The 21,315-nt window shown below is 50.9% G+C and carries 19 protein-coding genes and 1 tRNA gene; 14 read left to right on the top strand and 6 right to left on the bottom strand.

Annotated elements, in window-relative coordinates; translation table 11 throughout:
* Positions 1-32 precede the first annotated feature (32 nt).
* Positions 33-114: transfer RNA gene (locus C7T94_RS13355), tRNA-Leu, on the top strand.
* A 490-nt stretch (positions 115-604) separates the two neighbouring features.
* Here C7T94_RS13355 and C7T94_RS13350 read toward each other — a convergent pair.
* The gene (locus C7T94_RS13350; RefSeq protein WP_107215791.1) at positions 605-1,075 is read right to left on the bottom strand and encodes a hypothetical protein; all 471 of its coding nucleotides are present in this window, start codon (positions 1,073-1,075) and stop codon (positions 605-607) included.
* A gap of 169 nt (positions 1,076-1,244) precedes the next feature.
* On the opposite strand from C7T94_RS13350, the gene C7T94_RS13345 reads away from it, so the two are divergent.
* From C7T94_RS13345 to C7T94_RS13325, 5 genes are all read left to right on the top strand, one after another.
* Complete coding sequence (locus C7T94_RS13345) at positions 1,245-2,444, top strand: GAF domain-containing sensor histidine kinase (RefSeq protein ID WP_107215790.1); 1,200 nt, start codon at positions 1,245-1,247, stop codon at positions 2,442-2,444.
* 152 nt (positions 2,445-2,596) lie between these two features.
* Complete coding sequence (gene tig, locus C7T94_RS13340) at positions 2,597-3,946, top strand: trigger factor (RefSeq protein WP_107215789.1); 1,350 nt, start codon at positions 2,597-2,599, stop codon at positions 3,944-3,946.
* Between the two features lie 345 nt (positions 3,947-4,291).
* Positions 4,292-4,984, top strand: coding sequence for an ATP-dependent Clp endopeptidase proteolytic subunit ClpP (gene clpP, locus C7T94_RS13335; RefSeq protein WP_107215788.1), 693 nt, complete (start codon positions 4,292-4,294; stop codon positions 4,982-4,984).
* A complete protein-coding gene (gene clpX, locus C7T94_RS13330) occupies positions 4,984-6,222 on the top strand; it encodes an ATP-dependent Clp protease ATP-binding subunit ClpX (RefSeq protein WP_107215787.1) in 1,239 nt (412 codons plus the stop codon). Before clpP ends, clpX begins: the two co-directional genes overlap by 1 nt.
* 58 nt (positions 6,223-6,280) lie before the next feature.
* On the top strand, positions 6,281-7,144 hold the full coding sequence (locus tag C7T94_RS13325) for an AMP nucleosidase (protein ID WP_107215786.1): 864 nt from the start codon (positions 6,281-6,283) through the stop codon (positions 7,142-7,144).
* Here C7T94_RS13325 and C7T94_RS13320 read toward each other — a convergent pair.
* The 3 genes from C7T94_RS13320 to C7T94_RS13310 are packed head-to-tail and all read right to left on the bottom strand — an operon-like array spanning position 7,141 to position 9,255.
* Positions 7,141-7,632 carry a SixA phosphatase family protein gene (locus C7T94_RS13320; RefSeq protein ID WP_107215785.1) on the bottom strand — a complete coding sequence of 164 codons (492 nt, stop codon included), beginning with the start codon at positions 7,630-7,632 and terminating at the stop codon, positions 7,141-7,143. The two genes, C7T94_RS13325 and C7T94_RS13320, sit on opposite strands and share 4 nt — an antisense overlap.
* Complete coding sequence (locus C7T94_RS13315) at positions 7,629-8,651, bottom strand: glycosyltransferase family 9 protein (protein ID WP_107215784.1); 1,023 nt, start codon at positions 8,649-8,651, stop codon at positions 7,629-7,631. Before C7T94_RS13315 ends, C7T94_RS13320 begins: the two co-directional genes overlap by 4 nt.
* 1 nt (position 8,652) lies before the next feature.
* Positions 8,653-9,255: a DUF4254 domain-containing protein gene (locus C7T94_RS13310; RefSeq protein WP_107215783.1), complete on the bottom strand. Its 603-nt coding sequence runs from the start codon at positions 9,253-9,255 to the stop codon at positions 8,653-8,655.
* Between the two features lie 163 nt (positions 9,256-9,418).
* On the opposite strand from C7T94_RS13310, the gene C7T94_RS13305 reads away from it, so the two are divergent.
* The 7 genes from C7T94_RS13305 to C7T94_RS13275 all read left to right on the top strand — a co-directional run bounded on the left by C7T94_RS13305 (position 9,419) and on the right by C7T94_RS13275 (position 17,040).
* Positions 9,419-11,956, top strand: coding sequence for a hybrid sensor histidine kinase/response regulator (locus C7T94_RS13305; protein ID WP_107215782.1), 2,538 nt, complete (start codon positions 9,419-9,421; stop codon positions 11,954-11,956).
* Between the two features lie 60 nt (positions 11,957-12,016).
* Positions 12,017-12,391 carry a SpoIIAA family protein gene (locus tag C7T94_RS13300; RefSeq protein WP_107215781.1) on the top strand — a complete coding sequence of 125 codons (375 nt, stop codon included), beginning with the start codon at positions 12,017-12,019 and terminating at the stop codon, positions 12,389-12,391.
* 2 nt (positions 12,392-12,393) lie between these two features.
* A complete protein-coding gene (locus C7T94_RS13295) occupies positions 12,394-12,834 on the top strand; it encodes a hypothetical protein (protein WP_107215780.1) in 441 nt (146 codons plus the stop codon).
* Positions 12,835-12,848: 14 nt separating this feature from the next.
* Entirely contained in the window at positions 12,849-13,391 is a 543-nt protein-coding gene (locus C7T94_RS13290; RefSeq protein ID WP_107215779.1) for a cupin domain-containing protein, read from the top strand.
* A gap of 110 nt (positions 13,392-13,501) precedes the next feature.
* The gene (locus tag C7T94_RS13285; RefSeq protein WP_107215778.1) at positions 13,502-14,593 is read left to right on the top strand and encodes a formylglycine-generating enzyme family protein; all 1,092 of its coding nucleotides are present in this window, start codon (positions 13,502-13,504) and stop codon (positions 14,591-14,593) included.
* Between the two features lie 192 nt (positions 14,594-14,785).
* Positions 14,786-15,685: an NAD(P)/FAD-dependent oxidoreductase gene (locus tag C7T94_RS13280; protein WP_107215777.1), complete on the top strand. Its 900-nt coding sequence runs from the start codon at positions 14,786-14,788 to the stop codon at positions 15,683-15,685.
* 101 nt (positions 15,686-15,786) lie between these two features.
* The gene (locus C7T94_RS13275) at positions 15,787-17,040 is read left to right on the top strand and encodes a DUF2130 domain-containing protein (protein WP_107215776.1); all 1,254 of its coding nucleotides are present in this window, start codon (positions 15,787-15,789) and stop codon (positions 17,038-17,040) included.
* Positions 17,041-17,049: 9 nt separating this feature from the next.
* Here the strand turns inward: C7T94_RS13275 and C7T94_RS13270 are convergent, their stop codons facing one another.
* Together C7T94_RS13270 and C7T94_RS13265 are read right to left on the bottom strand one after the other, a co-directional pair.
* Positions 17,050-18,756 (bottom strand): ABC transporter ATP-binding protein, encoded by a 1,707-nt coding sequence (locus C7T94_RS13270; protein WP_107215775.1) that lies wholly within the window; start codon positions 18,754-18,756, stop codon positions 17,050-17,052.
* Positions 18,756-19,436 carry a 3'-5' exonuclease gene (locus tag C7T94_RS13265; protein ID WP_239495013.1) on the bottom strand — a complete coding sequence of 227 codons (681 nt, stop codon included), beginning with the start codon at positions 19,434-19,436 and terminating at the stop codon, positions 18,756-18,758. Before C7T94_RS13265 ends, C7T94_RS13270 begins: the two co-directional genes overlap by 1 nt.
* Before the next feature lie 209 nt (positions 19,437-19,645).
* On the opposite strand from C7T94_RS13265, the gene C7T94_RS13260 reads away from it, so the two are divergent.
* Positions 19,646-21,244 (top strand): beta-N-acetylhexosaminidase, encoded by a 1,599-nt coding sequence (locus C7T94_RS13260; RefSeq protein WP_107215773.1) that lies wholly within the window; start codon positions 19,646-19,648, stop codon positions 21,242-21,244.
* Positions 21,245-21,315: the final 71 nt, after the last annotated feature.

The raw sequence follows: 21,315 nt of genomic DNA, 5'->3' as shown, positions 1-21,315 counted from the left end.
CCTTATCTTTGCAGTCTGAAACAATCCTAACTGCGGAAGTGGCGTAATTGGTAGCCGCACCAGACTTAGGATCTGGCGCTTCACGGCGTGGGGGTTCGAGTCCCTTCTTCCGCACTTGTTTTGAAATCCTGGCCCGACGGCCGGGATTTTTTTTGCTCCGGAGCCCATTGCGCCCGAAGCCAGAAGAGCGCCGGTTTATAAAACCTGCCGTTCTCCACATCAAAATTATGCTTTCATGAACAGGCGGCAACACCTGGCCCTTATGCTGGAGGTTATATTCAGAATCGCCTGATTATTCGCTGTGCTTCTGAACTGGATTGGCGGCCTGTCCCTCTCACGGTGGCACCCTGACGCGCAGCAATAAAAAGTTGCATTGTGTAACCAGATCATAGAGAGGAAGCGAATTTCCCTGCAGCCGGTAAGAGGATCTCGAGGGCATGCATCTGCAAGCGGCCTCATGCCTTTATTTTACTGAATTAAATTTTTTATAGACATATTCAGGATGGCCCGGTCTGGTACCGGAGACTGCTCAGTACCGGGCGCCCGGGGTCTGGTTTATGGCTGACCGGTCTTTCGCAGAAACAATATTTAACGACAGGATGCCCTAAACCGCTTCGCTGTGTTTTTGAGCCTTCGTTAATTTAATCAGGCCGAATATCAGGTTGCCGATCAGCAGCAATTGCCCGAGAACAAAGGCTGCAATCAATTTCTCAAAGATTTTCATCTCTGCCGGCGGCGTTATAAACGGACTTTCGCTGTTAAACCCGCCAATGCGGCCAAGTAGATAAATAATAGGTACCAGGGTGAGAAACAGATGCAGGAAGACCAGCCATTTGGATAACAGCGAACGGCTGTTGAGCTGGTAAACGAGGTAGCACAACACCAGGAACAGGCCAGCGGCGTAATACAGTGTACGTTTTGATAGCACATAATACGTGTCAGCAAGATTGATATCGAAGACGGCAGCGCGGGGGATAAAAAAAGATAGGCCCAGAATTGACAAGGCAACAATGAGCAGCATCTTAAAGGTTTTTTTTCCTGCAGCAGATGCAGCGAATGGTAATGGAGCAGCCATGGAATTGAATTTTGGCAAAGATAGGCAAAAGCTGTTTCGGACTCCCATGTTCTGCGGTTGCAGGGTAGCTTCTTGCAGCTTTTTGACACATCGACCCTGCAAAAATTTGTCGGGCAGATTGGAATTGTCCGAAAAATATTAGCTTTGGCTTAAGCCTTATTTGAAACTTATGGAAGATAACCAACCGATTCCGGCGCACGAAAACGAACGGGTTCTGAGCCTGGCTGAACTTGACATCGATTATTCGGGGCTGAAGGATAACTTCAAGGATCTAACCGAACTAGCTGCCCGCGTAGCGGGAACCGAAATATCACTTATTAACCTGATTGATTCATATACCCAGTGGAGTGTGGCCAGCCATGGCCTCGATGTGGATCAGATGCCCCGCGAAGAGTCCGTTTGCCAGCATACCATTATGGGTGAACGGTCTTTTGAAGTACCTGACCTGTCTGATGATGACCGCTTCAAGGATAAATTTTATGTCAAAGGACCGCTTGAGCTGCGGTACTATTTTGGTCTGCCACTCGAGGTCGAACCCGGCCGGGCAGTCGGCGCGTTGTGTGTCATGGACAGCCGGCGCCAGCAACTCGATCCTGAAAAAGTGGCCATGCTCCGCATTATTGCGGATGAGATCGTGAACCGGCTCAGGTCTTATAAAGCCATTGGCGACCTGAAAGAACAGGTCAAAAAAGTTGATGAGACCCGAAAAAAAGTAGCGCACGATATTCGTGGTCCGCTGGCCGGGATCATCGGGCTTTCTGAGGTGATCAGCCAGCAGGGGCAGGCAAATAAACTGGACGAAGTGCTCGACTTTATTGCCATGATTCATAAAAGCAGCAAATCATTGCTCGATCTGGCTGACGAGATCCTCTCAGACGATCAGGCAAAGCTGAAAACGGGCGACCAATATTTTAATATGCTCGTCCTGAAAGAAAAGTTACTGCGCTTATATGCACCGCAGGCTCATGGTAAAGAAATAGCTCTTCATATCGAGGTAAACCCTGAACGTGCCTCGATTCCTTTTCCAAAACCGAAGCTGATGCAGATTTCAGGGAACCTGATCTCGAACGCCATTAAATTCACGCCGCGGGGCGGCAGCATCCATGTAGATTTTGACCTGCTCACAGATGTAAGCAGCCAGAAGCTGAAAATCCTGGTAACAGACACAGGAGAAGGGATGGACGAGTCCGTTATTCAAGAGATAAACCAGGGTGGCGTAAAAAGCCGTACCGGAACAGCAGGCGAGAAGGGTTACGGTTTCGGGCTGTCGCTCGTCAAGCACCTTATTGAACAGCAGAAAGGCCAATTGAGAATCAGTTCCACCAAAGGGAGGGGTTCCAGGTTCGAAGTGATCCTGCCGCTCGACTAGCAGACTTGACGGGGCCGCCGCTAAATTCCGCCCATTCTTTCATTTGGCTGAAATTTTTCATACTTTTGCAACCCATAAAATAGCCCCTTAAAAGCTGTAGTTCGGCGCGAATTTGTTTTGGGGGGCTGGAAAACAAAAAAGACTTCAACAGAATGAATATCACACAGGAAAAGCAAGGCAACCTTGGTGCGGTCGTAAAAATCAAGATCACACCCGAAGATTACACCCAGAAGGTCGAGAAAGCCATCAAAGAGCAGGCTAAAAAAGCCAATCTCCCGGGCTTCCGTAAAGGAATGGTTCCTCCCGCACACATCAAAAGAATGTATGGCAAAAGCATCCTGGTAGATGAGATCAACAACCTGCTGAACGACACCCTGAACAATTATATTGGCGAGCAGAAACTCGAGATACTCGGACAGCCGCTTCCAAAAATGGACGATACCAAAGAATTTAACTGGGATGGTAACGACGAGTTTGAGTTCGACTACGAACTGGGTCTTGCGCCTTCTTTCGATGTGGATATCACTTCTGCCGATAAATTTACAGGCTATGTTGTAAAGGCTGACCAGGAAACCCTCGATGCCCGTATCAAGAACATCCGCAAAAGTTATGGTAAAATGACCAATCCTGAAGCTGCTGAGAGTGGCGACGTACTTTGGTCAGAGCTGACACAACTTTCACCAGACGGTTCGGTTTTCGAAGGCGGCATCACCAATACAGCTTCCGTTCGTCTTGACCTGATCGAAGACGGCGAGATCCTGAAATCATTGATCGGCCTGAAAGCAGGAGACGAGGTTGAAATTGATCTTAAAAAAGCCTTCGCTGATGACGCGCAGTTGGCAAAGGTGCTGAACATCAGCGAAGAAGACGCAAAAGAACTGCAGTCTAAATTCAGGCTGACCGTAAAAAACGTAAACAGACTTGAAGAAGCGGATCTGAACCAGGAGTTTTTTGACAAACTTTTTGGCAAAGACACCGTGACAGATGAGGCTGGTTTCGTTGCTAAGATAACTGAAGAGGTGGAAGGTATGTTCAAACAGGACGCAGACCGCCAGTTGTCTAACGATATTTACGAAAAATTGCTGCAAAAGTATACACTCGAACTTCCTGATGAATTTTTGAAAAGGTGGCTGAAAGCTACCAATGAGAAACTAAGCGACGAGGAACTGGAGCAGGGATATGCTGATTTTGCTAAAAATCTCCGCTGGACATTGATCGAGAACAAGATCATGAAAGACAACAGCATCGAGATCAAATACGAAGATGTATTCAAAACGGCTAAAGAACGCCTTGATGCACAGTTTCGCATGTACAGCCCGAGCCCGATGCCTGAAGATCAGCTTGCTCAGTACACCGTTCAGTTCCTGCAGGACAAAGAAAACGCCAACCGCATTTTCGAAGAGGTCAAAGCCATCAAGACTTTTGATTACATCAAATCTGTAGCCACGATCGATGAGCAGGAAATTGATTACAAGAAGTTCACCGAACTGACCAAAGCGTAAATCTTTGACAGTGCCGGCCCCGAACGCTGACCGTTTGTCAGTTGCCGGCATGATGACGATATAAAAAAGGAGCAGCATTTACGCTGCTCTTTTTGTACCTGCTGCCAGGGTCAGGGCTTGAAATATCTTCATTTTCTGGTATTTATGTCGGGTTATGAAATGCTTTACAGCGGCGGGCGACGGGCCGGGCGGCTGGTTCCCCGCTGAATAAATTTTATAATCTGGAATATTTAAATAAATTGGCACGTAAATTAACTATACAGTCTGCAGTTATAAAAACGTATCAATTCCCCGGGAGCAGGCAGCCGCAACAGGTAAAAACGACCGGGCCAAAATCATTATTACATGAATATAGACGCTAAAGAATTCAGAAAATTCGCCGTGAAACACCAGGGAATAGGTGGTTTGCACGTAGATAAATTTATTGCACAGGCCAACCTCTCGCCGCAGTCGATGACTCCTTACATCATCGAAGAACGTCAACTCAACGTGGCGCAAATGGACGTTTTTTCTCGTTTAATGATGGATCGCATCATTTTCCTGGGCGATGCGATTTATGATCAGAATGCCAACATTATCCAGGCTCAGTTGTTATTTCTTCAATCGGCAGATGCAGAGCGGGACATCCAGATCTACATCAACTCTCCGGGCGGGTCTGTATATGCAGGTTTAGGGATTTATGATACCATGCAGTATATTCAACCTGATGTAGCTACGATCTGTACCGGCATGGCCGCATCAATGGGTGCAGTACTGCTGGTAGCCGGAGCCAAAGGTAAACGTGCTGCCTTGCCGCACTCGCGTGTCATGATCCACCAGCCATCGGGCGGTGCGCAGGGTGTTGCTGCAGATATGGAGATCAACCTGCGGGAAATGCTGAAATTGAAAAAAGAATTATACGATATCATCTCAGAACACTCGGGGCAAACCTTTGAATGGGTTGAAAAAGCCTCAGACCGCGACTACTGGATGACGGCAGATGAAGCCAAAGCGATGGGTATGGTCGACGAGGTTCTGAGCCGAAACGAAAAAAAATAATGGCCAAAAGTTCAAAAGACATTCGCTGCTCATTTTGCGGCTCCGGCAAACAGGATACACTCATGCTGATTGAGGGGCTGGATGCACACATTTGCGACAAATGCGTATCACAGGCCCATCAGCTGGTTATGCAGGAGATGGGCAATAAAAAGTCGGCAGCTGCCCAGCAAACGCTGACCTTGCTCAAACCGCTGGAAATAAAGCGGCACCTGGATCAGTACGTGATCGGGCAGGACGATGCAAAGAAGGTGCTGGCTGTTGCAGTATACAACCATTACAAACGCCTGAACCAAAAGGTTGACCAGGACGAGGTGGAGATCGAGAAATCGAACATCATGCTGGTCGGGGAGACCGGTACGGGTAAGACTTTGCTTGCAAAGACCATTGCCAAGATCTTACATGTGCCGTTTTGCATCTGTGATGCTACGGTGCTAACAGAGGCCGGTTATGTAGGCGAAGATGTGGAAAGCATCCTGACCAGATTGCTGCAGGCAGCAGATTATGATGTGGCTGCCGCAGAACGCGGTATTGTTTACATTGACGAAGTGGATAAAGTTGCACGCAAAAGCGACAATCCCTCTATTACACGCGACGTATCTGGCGAAGGCGTTCAGCAGGCTTTGCTGAAAATCCTGGAAGGTACCGTGGTTAACGTGCCTCCACAGGGTGGGCGCAAACACCCCGACCAGAAGATGATTGCGGTCAATACCAACAACATCTTATTTATCTGCGGCGGTGCTTTCGACGGCATTGAACGCAAAATTGCAGGCAGGCTGCGTACCCAGGCTGTAGGGTATAAAGTGAAACGTGATGATGCGGAACTGGACCTGAAAAATTTGTACAAGTACATTACGCCGCAGGACCTGAAGTCTTTCGGACTGATTCCCGAGCTGATTGGCCGTATTCCGGTACTGTCGCACCTGAATCCGCTCGACCGCGAGGCGCTGCGCAACATCCTGACCGAGCCGAAAAATTCGCTTGTAAGGCAATATGTAAAGTTGTTCGCCTACGAAAATGTAGACCTGGTGTTTGAAGATGATGTGCTGAACTTCATTGTAGACAAGGCGATGGAATACAAGCTCGGCGCAAGGGGATTGCGGTCTATCTGCGAAGCCATTATGCTCGATGCGATGTTCGACGTTCCATCAGACGATGGTACGAGCGAGTTGCGGATCGACCTGGACTACGCCAGGGAGAAATTCGAGAAAGCAGATTTTAAAAAGCTTAAAGCAGCATAAAGAAATCCCCGGCAAAACCGGGGATTTTTTGTACCTGCGTAATTAAAAGGAGAAATATATGAATGAAGAAAAAGACGTAAAGAAAGATGAGCAAGTCGTAAAAAACGCCAAAAGGGTTAAGGAAGTAGATTCACCGGTTAAATCGGGACTGCAGTCCAAAAACGAGATCGTAACGAACTGGCTGCCCCGGTATACCGGCAGGCCCCTGGCCGAATTTGGCGAGTACATCCTCCTGACCAATTTCAGCAAATACCTGCAGATGTTCAGTGAATGGCATGACAACGCGCCGATCATGGGTCTGGATAAACCCATGCAAAGCGTGACTGCCAATGGAATCACGATTATTAATTTCGGCATGGGGAGTCCGCTTGCCGCAACCATGATGGACCTGCTTACAGCCATTATGCCCAAAGCATGCCTGTTTCTTGGCAAGTGCGGTGGTTTGAAAAAGAAAAACCAGCTCGGCGACCTGATCCTGCCTATAGCGGCTATCAGGGGCGAAGGGACCTCAAATGATTACCTGCCTGCAGAGGTACCTGCCTTACCTTCTTTTGCGCTGCAGAAAGCGATTTCAACAACGATTCGTGATTATGGCCGGGATTACTGGACCGGTACCTGTTATACAACGAACAGGCGGGTTTGGGAACACGACCGCGATTTTAAACGGTACCTGAAATCACTGCGTGCCATGGCTGTTGATATGGAAACAGCAACCATTTTTACAACTGGGTTTGCCAATAAGATCCCAACCGGGGCTTTACTGCTGGTCTCAGATCAGCCCATGATCCCGGAGGGTGTTAAAACTGCAGAAAGCGACAGCTCGGTTACAGAGCGGTTCGTAGAAACACACCTGCGTATCGGTATTGATTCGCTTAAACAGTTAAGCAACAACGGTCTTACCGTTAAACACCTGCAGTTTTAATACGCTTCGGGGCTATCTGTAAAGTCAGCGCGGCCGGTGCCTTGAGATACCAATCGCCATTCATTGAATGGAAATGAAATCATGACCAGGCCCGCAGTAGGCAGGTTGTAGATTTCAGCATCGCTCAGGTAGTTAGCCAGTTCGGTAAGTCCAGGATTGTGCCCTACCAGTATGACGGTGCTTAACTTGTCGCTAAAGCTGGTAACTGTGCGCAGTAAGGTCCTGACCGGTGCTTCATAGACCTCGTCAAGCGTTACAATACCGTCGGCTGGCAGGCCAATGCCGGTGGCAAAAAGTACCGCCGTATCGAAGGCGCGCCGTGCCGGACTGCTGAATACACCTGCCAACCGGATCTGGCGGTCGGCAGTTTTGCCGGCCATGAGCCGAACGTCTTCAGCGCCCGCGGTCGTGAGCGGCCGTTCAAAGTCTGCACCCGCCCTTGCATAGGCGGCTTCACCATGTCTTAAAAGCAACAGTTGTTTGTTCATGATTCCAGCTTCGTCACGATTTTAGAAACGATCTCTTCCGGGCTAATGAGTTCCATACAGGACAGGTGACCGCAATAGCAGGGTTTATTGCCATATATCGAATTGGGCCGGCCGGGATGGTCGGGCTGTATGCAGTCACTGAGTAACTGCCCGTAACCTAGAAATCCCGCGAAGGGGTGCGTAGGTCCCCAGACAGACACAACCGGTACGCCGCAGAGTGAGGCCATGTGCATGCCTGCCGAGTCCATGGTTAACATCAGGTCGAGGTTAGACATAACGGCAAGCTCCTCAGAAAGGTTAAACCTGCCGATCAGGCTGACTGCAGCAGGATACGCTTTTTCCCAGGCCAGCGCTTGCTCTTGTTCTTCCTTTCCTCCGCCAAAAACATACAATTGGTAACCTCTGGCCGAAAGCGCTGCGATAACCGCCTGCATGCTGACCGGCGGATAGACTTTAAAGACATGCTGGGCAAAGGGAGCAATACCCACCAGTTTTTTGCCTGCAGGCAGCGAGAAGCCTGTTGGCAGGGGCAGGGGATTTCGTTCAAGCCGGTGGCTGAGTGAAAACGGAAAGCCGAGCTTTCTGAAGACGTCAGCATAACGTTCGGTGGTAGGCTTGAGCGGAACGAGTTTTTTGTTGCTTTCCCTTGTCAGTGCCGCTTTTTCCCTGCGTCCTTTGTTCAGGCGACATATCCGGATGCCGCGCGCGCGCAGCAGCAGCGAAAGGGTGCGGCTGCGGATGTTGTCGTGCAGATCGGCTACCGCGTCAGGGGCCAGGGTACTCAGTTCTTTTGCGAGTTTGAAAAGTCCGTAAAAGCCCTTGTGTTTTCCTTTAGGCTGCAGGCCATGAAACTGGACAGACCTGATGCCACTGAAAAAGGAGGCGAAGGCTTCGCGACTTACCATGATCAGTTTGGTGTCGGGGTAGGCGGCGCTGAACTCCCTCAGGACCGACGCAACCATAGCCACATCGCCCATAGCAGAAAAACGGAATATTACCAGGGTGCCGGGGCGCTGCATGTCAGGCTTGTTTATAAAGCACGGGGTTCAGGCTGGGATCGTTATACATTTTCATCTGCTTATAGACTTTCATGTATTTACGGCCTGCCGCGATGTCTTCCAGAAGCTGGTCAATGCTCAGCGAAAGGTCCTGCCGCTGGGTAAGTAGAATGTTTAGTTTTTGACGGCAGTTTTCCCGGTGCAGCTCGTCGGCATCGAAGCGGCTGGTCTCCTCCTGCATGTGGTATATTTTCAGGGCCAGGATAGAAAGCCTGTCAACTGCCCATGCAGGGCTTTCAGTGTTGACTCTTGCATCAGGAAGCGCCGTGATGTCCTTGTACTGTTCCAGGAAATAACTGTCGATAAATTCAACCATGTCGGTACGCACCTGGTTTTGGGCATCGATGCGGCGTTTCCAGCCCAGGCCCTCGGCCGGATCGATGTTTGGATTTCGAACCACGTCTTCCATGTGCCATTGGGCCGTGTCGATCCAGTTCTTTGCATAGAGCAGGTGCTCAAGCGTGTGCGCTTCATAGGGATTATTTACCGGGTGGTCAATGTTGTCGAACCGGTGATAGTCTTCGATGGCCCGGTCGAAAATTTGATTGCAGAGTTGGCTGATCATGCCGCAAAAGTAAAGAAAATCGGGCGTATCAGACTATTTTTATACGATCAGGTCCTCCCTCAACGTATTGATAGTGTACATTACCTGGCCACAGCGTACACCGCGGTTTGGTCAGATAATTGATGAGTATTGAAGTCTCCGTACACGAGCGCTTGTTCAGCAGATGAAAAAAGAAAGTACGCCTCAGAAAAGTCTTATCGATGCCGTAAAAGGAAAGGTGATTATCGGCTTTCTGCTGGCTTGTATTGCTTTATTTACAGCCTGGGGCGTTAGCAAGGGGGCATTTAACGAGATATTGAGTACTGTAGACAACATCTCTTCGCCGAACGAGAAACTGCGCCTTGTGAACGACCTGTCGCTGCGTATCGCCAATCTGGACCAGTCGCAGAAGAGAAAAGCATATAATGCGCCGGGCAATTACAGCCGCTTTTTCACTGAATCGAAATTGCTGCGTCTTAAGCTAGATACACTCAACCGGCTTTATGCAAATGATACGGTACAGCTTGCCCGTTTTCAATCTATCGAAAAATTGCTTGCAGCGCGAGATAAGCAGTTTCTTGACTACCTGAAGGTGCGCGAGGGCATGGTGAATAACAAGGCAATTGCAAGCCAGCTGCAGCGGCTCAATGAATTGGTAGACCAGGGCGCCAGGCTTTCTGATACGACTATCGTCGCGACCGAGCGAACCACTTCTACGACAACGCTGGTGCCGGTTGAAAAGGAACGGAAGGGTTTTCTGAATAAGCTTTTCGGAAAGAAACGCGCCGGAGAAGAGCCAGGTGAACCGCAGAGCGTTACCAATGAGCAATTCAACGTAAAGCTCGATACCATTGCGCTGGCCAGACAGGATAGTCTGACCAGGAGCCTGGAAAATTCGCTCAGGATTATCGAGCGTGAACAAAAGGCCAAAAGCAAACGTTTTCTGGACCGGGAAGCTGAGCTGGCAGAAGCCAACGGGCAGCTGATTAACCGCATGCTGAACATTCTTGGCCAGGTTGAAAAACAGGTGGTTGAACAGATCAACCAGAATGTACGGAAGGCCCAGCAAACGGTTAACGGAAGCGTGGACCGGATTACCCTGATCATACTTTCGTTTTTCGTGCTTACGGGAATCCTGCTTTATTTCATCCTTTCAGACATTGTACGGAGCAACCGCTACCGCAGAGAGCTCGAAAAGGCGAAGGAAGAAGCCGAGCAGTATGGCATGGCCAAACAACGCTTTCTTTCAAACATGAGCCACGAGATCCGGACGCCGCTGCAGTCGATTATTGGCTTTTCAAAACTGATCGGCGAACAGGAGAAACCTGAGCGCAGGCACATTGAAGCCATTCACCATTCCTCTGAGCACCTGCTTCAGATCGTAAACGAAGTTTTGGATTACAACCGGATTGTTTCGGGCGAGCTGACCTTTTCGGAGCAGGTATTTTCCATGCCGCAGCTGCTGGACGAGGTGCTTGCAGCCATGCGGCCACATGCCGAGGCAAAATCACTTTCGCTGGCTGCAACTTACGATCTGCATGAGGTTGAATTTGTTAAAGGCGACCCTTTCAGGCTGAAACAGGTTCTGTTCAACCTGCTTGGCAACGCGGTCAAATTTACCATGCAGGGCAGCATCACCCTTGCTGTGAGCTGTAAAACGCAGGCCGAAGAACTTCATTTCAGTTTCTCGGTCCGCGATACCGGTATCGGCTTCGATGAGGCAGACAGCATACGGATCTTCAGGGAATTTGAACAGGTGGAGATGCCTGAGAAGAGCATCATCAATCAAACCGGTACCGGCCTTGGCCTTGTGATCAGCAAGTCGATCGTGGAAAGTTTGGGTGGGCGTATTTATGCGCGCAGCAGGCCCGGGGCAGGGAGCACCTTTGTGTTCTACCTCACGTATATGCGTGCAGAACGGCCGGCGGCAACAGATGAGCAGCAGGTACGCAGGTTCAATTATCCATTTAAGGTCTGGATTGCAGACGATGATGCACTCATCGTTGATCTATGCAGCCTGATCTTCAAAAAGCATGGGATCGCGTTTCAGGCTTTCACATCGCCATTGGCCATGCTGGAAGCCACACTGACGCCCGATGTCAGGTATATTCTGCTCGACATCCGCATGCCCGGTATGTCGGGGCTTGAACTTTGCAGCCACATGCGGCAGCGTGTTGCCGCGGGGGTCAGCATATTTGCCATTACCGCCCAGGTCTTGCCTGACGAGCGTCAGAAAGTAATCGATCAGGGCTTTGACGGCATCTTAACCAAACCTTTTCGTGAGGAAGAATTGCTGGCCATGCTGCAGGGAAATGCGGCGCCGGCAGAGCCGCCGGTAAACATGATCGCCGACACACCTGAAGTCCGACCACCGGATTTATCAAGGCTGGAAAAAATGACCTTTGGCGATGCACGGCAGATGAGCCGGATTTTGCATCGTTTCGTAACCGATACGGAAAGCGACCTCGTTGCCCTTTCAGCTGCACTCAGATCTGATGATTCAGACAAGGTGCACGGCCTGGTTCACAAACTTGCCGGTCGTACGGGGCAGATCGGCGCCGGCGATATTGCGGCCGACCTGAGGGAAATGGAGGCTGCACTTTATGCCGCCAGCGGACTCAGACCGGGTGACGCGCCTGCGATCGAACAGCTGGCAGACAGGCTTTTGCTGGTAGTGGCACAGATCAGGCGCATGGACGTTTACACGCAGGCCGTATCCTGATCCGGCAGTCTTTTTTGAAACATTCAGCCCGCCCGGCGTGTTCAGAAAGGAAAAACACCTATGCTTAAACCGATTGAAAACCTTCCCTCGCATGTTGTAGGCGTGCGGGCATCTGGGGAGGTGACTGAAACCGATCTGAAAGAAGTTTTACTGCCGGCACTCGATGCACTGGTACAAAGCCAGGACGAAATTTATTACCTGCTCGTATTAGACACAACGGTGCAGAACTTTACCGCTGGTGCCTGGATCCAGGATATGGTAGCCGGGCTGCGGCACTTTACCAAATGGAAAAAAATGGCCATCGTAACGCCGCAGGAATCGGTGGAGACCTTTACCAATTACTTCTCATACATCAGTCCCGGCGAGGCACGGGGTTTTAAAAAAGACGAACTTGACCAGGCAATCGCCTGGGTTAGCACTAAAAACGAAAAATAGATATGGAAAAGCTCAGATCGCTTCTGGCCGGCTTCGCCGGGTCGGTAGCGCTTAACCTGCTGCATGAATCGATGCGAAAGCAAGACCGTGAAGCACCGCGGGTAGACAAGGTGGGAAAAGAAGCCCTTGCACGTGCCCTGAATTATTTTGGCGCACCGGTGCCGGGGAAAAAAGAACTTTACCAGGCCACACTTGCTTCAGACCTGGTTGGCAACGCCTTTTACTATTCACTGATCGGTGCCGGCGACCCGCGGTTCGTCTGGCCGAGGGGTGTTATGTATGGGCTGATGGCAGGGGTAGGGGCAGTGCAACTTCCCGAGCCTATGGGGCTTAATCCCGATCCGGTAACCCGTACAACCAAAACCAAAGTGCTGACTGCCGGCTATTATCTTTTTGGCGCACTCGTCACCGCGGCAGTATTTAACATGATCAGGAAAAAATAGTTCAGGAACAAAACATGGAAGAGAAAAGAAACCGGTCCACTTATAACCGGCCTGCCGGAGACCGGACCATTGACGCCGAAGTATTACATATAGACTTACCCAAATTCAGGGTTCAGATTAAAACAGAAGAGGCCTGGCTCAAATCTGACCGGAACGCCATTACCGTTTTCAAAACCGAAGGCATGACGATCACCCTGCTCGCGCTTCACCAGGGTGCGTTGCTGCAGCCGGGAAGTTATGAAGGTACGGGACTGCTGACAGTACAGATCCTGGAGGGCGAAATGGAATTCGTTACAGAGGCAGATGTTTTCAGGCTTACAGAAGGGCAACTGATCAATCTCCATGAACACTTGCCGTTTCGCTCTTCAGCTACGCAGGAAACGCTCGCATTGTTGACCATGGTCCGGTTTGCTGAGCCTGGGCCGGTAGCAGAGCAGCCAGAAAGCCTGCAGGCGGACGGCTTCGGCAATATGATCGACAGGCCGCCGATTTCAGGCAGCACGCCGCCTTTGTCAGAGCTTGACCGCACGCGAATGGAGAATCCGCCCGATGCCTAAGCCGCAAAAGGATGCGGGTACAGGAGAGAACCGGGAGGCTAACACAATCTTGTTACAGAAATCTGATATCAGACGGTTTTCCAGTATACTTGTGTTTCGAACAAAGACGAATGAAGTTGATAACGAGAATGCTGCTGGTGCTGCCGCTTGCGGGATCTTTTTTAATGCAAGCCTGCAACAGCGGGAAAAGCAAAACGCCTGTTGCAAGCCAGGCTGACGCCGTGCCCGGCGGCGCGGTGATCCGCTTTAATGGCGATACATCTACGGTCGGAATGGTCCGCGTACCCGGTGGTACGTTTATGATGGGGGCAGACAACGATCAGGCTGACCAGGATGAATACCCGAAGCACCAGGTAACGGTCAGCGCCTTCTGGATAGATGAACATGAAGTGACCAATGCGCAGTTTGCCGCATTTGTGAAGGCTACGGGTTATCAAACCACCGCAGAGCGGAAACCGGACTGGGAAGAACTGAGGAAGCAGCTGCCGCCGGGCACGCCAAAGCCAGATGATAGCCAGCTTGTTCCTGCGTCACTTGTTTTTAGTCCGCCGGCACAGCCGGTCGACCTGAACGATTTCAGCCAGTGGTGGAGCTGGGTGCCTGGTGCCAACTGGCGGCATCCCGAAGGGCCGGGAAGCGATATTACAGGCAAGGAGAACCATCCGGTTGTTCACGTAAGCTGGGATGATGCCAATGCCTATTGCCAATGGGCAGGTAAGCGGCTGCCAACAGAAGCCGAATGGGAGTTTGCTGCCCGGGGAGGACGGGAAAACCAGATTTATCCCTGGGGCAATGAGCATATAGAGGCCGGAAAGCCAAAAGCCAATTCCTGGAACGGGCATTTTCCTGATAAAAATACTTCTAAAGATGGATTCCAGGGCCTCGCTCCGGTAAAGTCCTTCAAAGCGAACGGATATAAGTTATACGACATGGCAGGTAACGTTTGGGAATGGTGTTCAGATTGGTACCGCAATGATTACTATGCCAGTGTTGCACGGGCAGGAGGCGTAATCAATCCGCAGGGGCCGGCAGACAGTTACGATCCGGAAGAGCCGTCAGTCCCCAAGCGTGTGGCAAGGGGTGGGTCATTCATGTGCAATGACAGTTACTGTTCAGGCTACCGGGTAGCCAGGCGAATGAAAAGCTCATATGATTCAGGTTTGAGCAACATGGGGTTTCGGTGCGTGCGCTCAGAAAAATAAAAAAAAAATGAAAATTTTTTAACTTAAAGTTGGTAACTTTACGAAAGTTACCAACTTTGCAGGACTCGTACTGAATCCCAGGCACTCCGCCTAAACCCTGTCAGAACGCATCATGGCCGCGTCATAAAATATTTATGTTAATGCATCATTGTTGCATTAATAAGTAATTGTCTATTTTTGTGAAAAAGAGTTATGATGAACGAGAAAAATTTTGACGTAATCGTCATTGGCGGAAGTTTTGCCGGCCTTGCTGCCTCGCTTGCCCTGGCACGGGCCCGCAGAACTGTATTGGTAATCGACAGTGGCAAGCCCTGCAACAGGTATACGCCGCATGCGCACAACCTGATCGGATTTGACGGCATTCCGCCGACAACCGTTCTCGAAAAAGCGAAGGCCGATGTTGCCAGATACCCGACAGTGTCGTTTTTGAATGATCTGGCTGTAGAGGCGCTTCCCGAGGGTGAAGGGTACCAGGTAAGAACGGCAGGTGGCGGATCTTTCCGCACACGCAAGCTATTCTTCGGCACCGGCGTGCAGGATCTTTTCCCCGCCATTCCAGGCTTCGAAGATTGCTGGGGACGTTCGATCGTTCATTGCCCATACTGCCACGGTTATGAGCTTGCGGGCAAACCAACCGCTCTTTTTGCCGCCGGCGATGACGCCATGCATTTCGCGAAACTTTTGCCGCAGTGGGCCGGAAGCCTGACATTGGTTACACACGCACAGGGGACCTTCACTTTATCGCAGCTCGAATACCTGAAAGCGCATAGCATCCCGGTCATCGATACACCGATCGCAGGATTCGAACACAGCAAAGGCATGTTAACGGCCATCCGCTTCGAGGAGGGTCCTGCATTGGAAGTTGCTGCCATGTATGCGCGTATTCCTTTCAAACAGCACTGCGAGCTGCCTGAGCAATTGGGATGCCTGCTGAACAGCGACGGCCTGCTCATGACGAATGAAATGCAGGAAACGACCGTCGAAGGAATTTACGCTGCTGGCGACAATACGACCCAAATGCGTTCACTGGCCAATGCCATAGCGCTGGGAACAAAAGCCGGCGCCATGATAAACGGTGCATTGCTCAACTGAGTGCCCGGTACCTCCGGTTGCAAAACGGCAGATGAACGCTTCGCGGCATTGTTATCTTGCGTCAAGAAAGCTAATTTTGTATTCCACTCAAATGCCCCGTAATGCCCACAGAGATCAAATGCCCAAGTTGTGCCCATGTTTTTCCGATGGAAGATGCCATCGCCGAAGACTACAAAAAGGAATTGCGCGAGCAGATGCGTTCCTTTACCCAGAAAAAGGAAGAGGAGTACCGGCAGAAACTGGAAAAAGCTGAGCGTGAAAAATCGGACCAGCAGCGCCTGTTTGAGCAAAAACTGACTGAAGAAAAAAACAAGCTGAAAACAGATCTCGAAGCCAATCTGCGCAAAAACATTGCAGCCGACTTTGAAACACAACTGCGGCTTCTTGAAGAAAATGCCAAAGACAACGCTGAACGGCTGCGCCTGGCCAGGGAGAAGGAAATCCAGTTTTTGCAACGCGAACAGGCGCTGAAAGACAAGGAGGCCGAAATGGAACTGGCCCTACAGCGGCGCATCCAGGAGCAGCGGAATGAACTGGTCGAGCAGATCAGGAAACAGGAAGCAGAAAAAAATGCGATTAAAGATACCGAGCACCAGCTGCGGTTAAAAGAACTTGAAAAACAACTCGACGACCAGAAAAAGCTGGCCGAAGAAATGCGCAGAAAAGCCGAGCAGGGCAGCATGCAGCTTCAGGGCGAAGTGCAGGAACTGATTCTCGAAGAGCTGCTGCGCAACAACTACCCGTTCGATGTAATCGAAGAGGTCGGCAAGGGCGTAAGGGGCGCAGACTGCATTCAGCTGGTTAGAAACCAGTTTGGGCAGGAGTGCGGGCGGATCATTTATGAGAGCAAGCGTACCAAAGATTTTTCTGCCGAATGGATTGAAAAGCTCAAACGCGATATGCGGAGCCTGGGAATCGACGTGGCCGTGATCGTAACGCAGGCGTATCCCAAGGGAATGACTTGTTTTGGGCAACGGGACGGTGTCTGGATCTGTTCTTTTGAGGAAGTAAATGCTGTGGCCTATGTGCTCAGAGAAGGCATCCTCAGGCTTTCAGGGGTTATGAAATCGCAGGAAAACAGGGGAGACAAGATGCATCTCCTGTATGATTATCTGACCAGTTCCGAATTTTCCGAGCAGTGGAAGGCCATCCGTGAGGGGTTCATGAGTATGAAATTATCCATACAAAAGGAGCGTGATGCGATGGAGCGGTTATGGAAAGCCCGGGAGAAACAGCTTGAAAAGGTATTGCTCAATGCGGCCCATATCCGCGGTTCGATCGAGGGCATCGCAGGCAGCGAAAACATCCAGCTTGGTTTGACCGACGAGGAGGAAGACCCCCTGCTGATCGACTGACCGGTTCAGCTATAAAACTTTTTTACCGGGTATGGCATCAATGAGTTTCTGGGTGTAAGCAGCTGTTGGCCTTGCATAGATGTCATCCGGATAACCTTCTTCTTCAATTTTTCCCTTGTTCATGACGATCATCCGGTCAGAAATGTGTTTAACAACGGCCAGGTCGTGCGATATAAAAATATAGGTGAGCCTAAACTCTTCCTGCAACTGCCTGAGCAGGTTCAGTACCTGCGCCTGCACGGATACATCGAGCGCCGATACCGATTCATCGCAAATGATAAACTCAGGCTGCAGTGCCAGGGCCCGGGCAATTACGACCCGCTGACGCTGTCCACCGCTGAACTCATGCGGATACCTGTTAAAGTGCTCCGCTTTCAAGTCTACTTTTTCAAGCAATTCGACGGCGCGATCTCTCCGGTTCCGGTCGCTGCCATGAAGGCCATGGACCTTTAGCGGCTCGGTAATGGAGTCACCGATGCTGATGCGGGGGTTAAGCGAAGAATAAGGGTCCTGGAAAATAATCTGCATGTTTCGCCGCATGTCCTGTAGCTCCTTCCGGTTTTTTTCGCGCATTTCAGATCCTTTAAAAAGGATGCTTCCTGCACTGGGCTCGACCAGCCTCAGCAAGCTGCGGCCCAGCGTGGTTTTGCCGCATCCCGATTCTCCGACCAGACCCAGCGTTTCGCCCGGAAAAACCTTGAAACTTACCGCATCTACTGCGCGCACCACTTCTGTAGACTGTCCGAACAGTCCTTTTTTTACAGGGTACCAGGTGCTCAGTTCTTTTACCTCGAGCAGCGGTGCCTGTGCATACAAGGTCGATCTCCGTGCCTGGATTTCCGCTTCTGTATAGCTGTTTTCGGCTTGCAGGTGCCGTACCGACTGGCTGGCATCGGCATGTAAAAAGTCGGCTACCACGGGCAAGGTCTTCAGGCGCAGGCTGGGAGCCGGCCGGCAGGCCAGCAGGCCTTTCGTATAGGGGTGCTGTGGGTTCTGAAAGATCTGTGCCGCAGGCCCCTGTTCAACTACATCGCCACGCAACATCACAGTCACCGTATCGGCAATTTCACTGATAACCGCCAGGTCATGCGAAATAAAGATCATGCCCATGTTGCGCTCAGTTTTCAGTCGGAGCAATAATTGCAGGATCGTTTTCTGGACCGTAACATCGAGCGCAGTGGTTGGTTCGTCGGCAATCAGCAGTTCGGGGTTGCAGCTCAGCGCCATGGCAATCATGACCCGTTGTTTTTGCCCGCCCGAGATCTGGTGCGGATAATTGTCGAAAATCTGTTCGGGCCTTGGCAGCTGGACTTCATTGAACAGCGCAATGGTTTGCTGCCTTGCTTCGGCGCGGCCAACTTTACGGTGCAGCATAATGGCCTCGGCCACTTGTTCTCCGCAGGTAAAGACCGGATTTAGCGAAGTCATCGGTTCCTGGAAGATCATCGAAACTTTGTTGCCCCTGTAGGCCCTGATCTCCTCGGCACTCAGCTTAAGCAAGTTCCGCCCGTTGAAACGGATGGTGCCCTTTATGTCGGTCCGCTTTTCATCGTGCAGGCGCATGATGGCAAAGGAACTTACCGACTTGCCCGAGCCCGATTCGCCGACAATGCCGAGGACCTGCCCGCGGGCTACATTCAGGTCGATGCCTTTAACGGCTTCAATTTTTTCGCCTTCGTGGCTGAAGGTAATATGCAGATCTTGTACGTCGAGCATTAGTTTATAATTTTAATATCATGCTCACTGAGCAAGGGTTCGCCCTTAAATTTCAGGAGGATCTGGGCAGTGGTGATGACATCTTTCTGGCAATACGTTACAATGCGTTCCAGATTTTGGTCTTCATAGTAAACGCTGCGAACATGGCTTCCATCCATATCGTCTTTTGGCGTAGCAATTCCGAACACTGATGCGAGCAGGTTGAGCGAGGTGAAACTTTTGCGGTCCCCAAACCGCCAGAGTTCCATTGTATCAATATGGTTAACTTCCCAGGGGCGTTTACCCCATAACTGAAGCTGCGGCGGAAACGGCACGCCCTGAGCCAGCAAACGCCGGCATAAATAAGGATAGTCGAATTCCTTGCCATTGTGGGCGCATAAGGAAAGCTCGGTGCTCTGGCGCAGCAGCAGGTTGCCGAAGTCCTGCAGCAACGCTTTCTCGTCATGGCCATAAAATGATTTGATCCTGAACTCCCGGCTGTCGGCCCTGAAATTGAAGATTCCGGCGCTGATGCAGATGATCTTTCCAAATTCGGCCTGGATGCCGGCATTTTCATAAAATTCCTCTGCCGTCTGTTCTTTGCGCTGCAAGCGGGTCTTGGCAGCCCAAAGTTCCATGACCTGAGCTGGTACCGCCTTCGCGTTGGGGTACTGGGGAACGGTCTCAATGTCGATGACCATTACCTGGTTCAAGTTTAGGCCGGATAACATGCCCGAAAGATAAGGAAATGCCTTTATAACTCAAACCTGCGGCTGCCGGCTGTTCATGTCGCGGCAGGGACCAACCTACGGATCTTTTTTTGCAGCCGCCATGTGGCCTGCGTCGCATTAAATGTGTAATATTAGCACACCTGAACAACCCTTCTTTTTTTGAAACCCGATTGAAACACATGCGTATCTTGTTTTTTGCCCTGCTCCTGTTGCTCGCCACCGGCTCATCCGGTCAGCAGCTTTCGCTTGTTCCTTACCCAAAAACCCTTGTGCCGCTTAACGGAAGTTTCCGGCTGGATGAAAAAGGTACTGTCTTTCCTGCCAGCTCGACGGTCAGACCGCTGGATCTTTATCTCAGGCAGGAAATATTCAAAGTTACCCGCCAAACCCTTCGCCAGGCACCGCGCGAAAAGCAGGCCGCTATCGTCCTGTCGCTCACTTCTGCCAAAGGCCGGGTACCCGGAGCCTATAAACTGACCATCGCCTCCCGGCAGATCAGCATCCGTGCAGGCGACCAGGAGGGGCTTTTTAACGGGATCCAGACACTGTTGCAGCTCATTCGCCTGGCCAATGCAAAAGGCGTTGTGACATTAACAGCAATGCATATTGAAGATGAACCACTGTACAGCTGGCGCGGCCTTATGCTCGACGAATCACGACATTTCTTTGGCAAGGAAAAAGTGAAACAGTTGCTCGATTGGATGGCGGTTTATAAATTAAACCGTTTTCATTGGCACCTTACCGATGAGCCGGGCTGGCGCATGGAAATCAAAAGATATCCACGACTGACGCTTGTGGGCGGTATAGGTAACCATACTGACTCAAACCAGCCTGCGCGGTACTACACGCAGGAAGACGTCAGGGAAATCGTTGCTTATGCCGCAACCCGTTTCATCGCGGTTATTCCCGAAGTAGATATGCCCGGGCACGCCACCGCTGCAAACCGCGCTTATCCTGAATACTCGGGCGGCGGAACAAAAGCACATCCAGAATTTACCTTTAACGCCGGCCATGAGCCAACGTACAGCTACCTGACCAATATCCTTAAAGAAACCCAGCTTTTATTTCCTTCTAACCTGATTCACCTGGGCGGCGACGAAGTGCGCTTTGCGCATGACGGCTGGAAGGCCAATCAGAAGATCACAGCACTCAAACAGCGGCTGTCGCTGGCAACAGAGGTCGACGTCGAGAAGTATTTCATGAAACGAATGGCCGATTCAGTATTTAACCTGGGCGCGAAGGTTCTGGTATGGGATGAAATGGTGCGGGCGGGGTTGCCTGTTGATCAGACCATCATTTTCTGGTGGCGCCATGACAAGCCGGCTGAGCTTGAGCATGCCATTGGTATGGGCTATCAGACTGTATTGTGTCCACGGTTGCCCCTTTATTTTGATTTTGTCCAGGACAGTACACACCTGCACGGGCGCAAGTGGGGCAAACAGTTCAATGATTTGCTTTCTGTTTACCGTTACGATCCGACCGGTCAGCCCCTTAGACTCAAGTCGCAGAATATACTGGGGCTGCAGGCTAACTTGTGGACCGAGACGATACAGAACAGCGAAAGGCTGGACTTCCTGACTTTCCCTCGCCTGGCCGCCTTGGCCGAGGCTTGCTGGTCAAACCCCGGCCAGAGGAACGAGACGCGTTTCCTGACGACACTTAAAACGCATTTGTCCTGGTACCGCGAGGCCGGTCTGCATTTTTATGATCCGTTCAAACCTTCAGAGTCACCTGAGCCTGCTTCGAGAAAGAGAATTGAACAAAGTTACATCGACTAAGAGACCAGCTTTTATGCCGCAGGGGCAAACCGGCAGGCCTTTCGCGCTGTTTCAAAGCAAGGGCACATGAA

Source organism: Pedobacter yulinensis, from assembly GCF_003029735.1.
Taxonomy (GTDB): Bacteria; Bacteroidota; Bacteroidia; order Sphingobacteriales; family Sphingobacteriaceae; genus Pedobacter; species Pedobacter yulinensis.
Note: the sequence above shows the minus strand (reverse complement) of the source record. Positions and strands in the feature narration are given on the sequence as shown.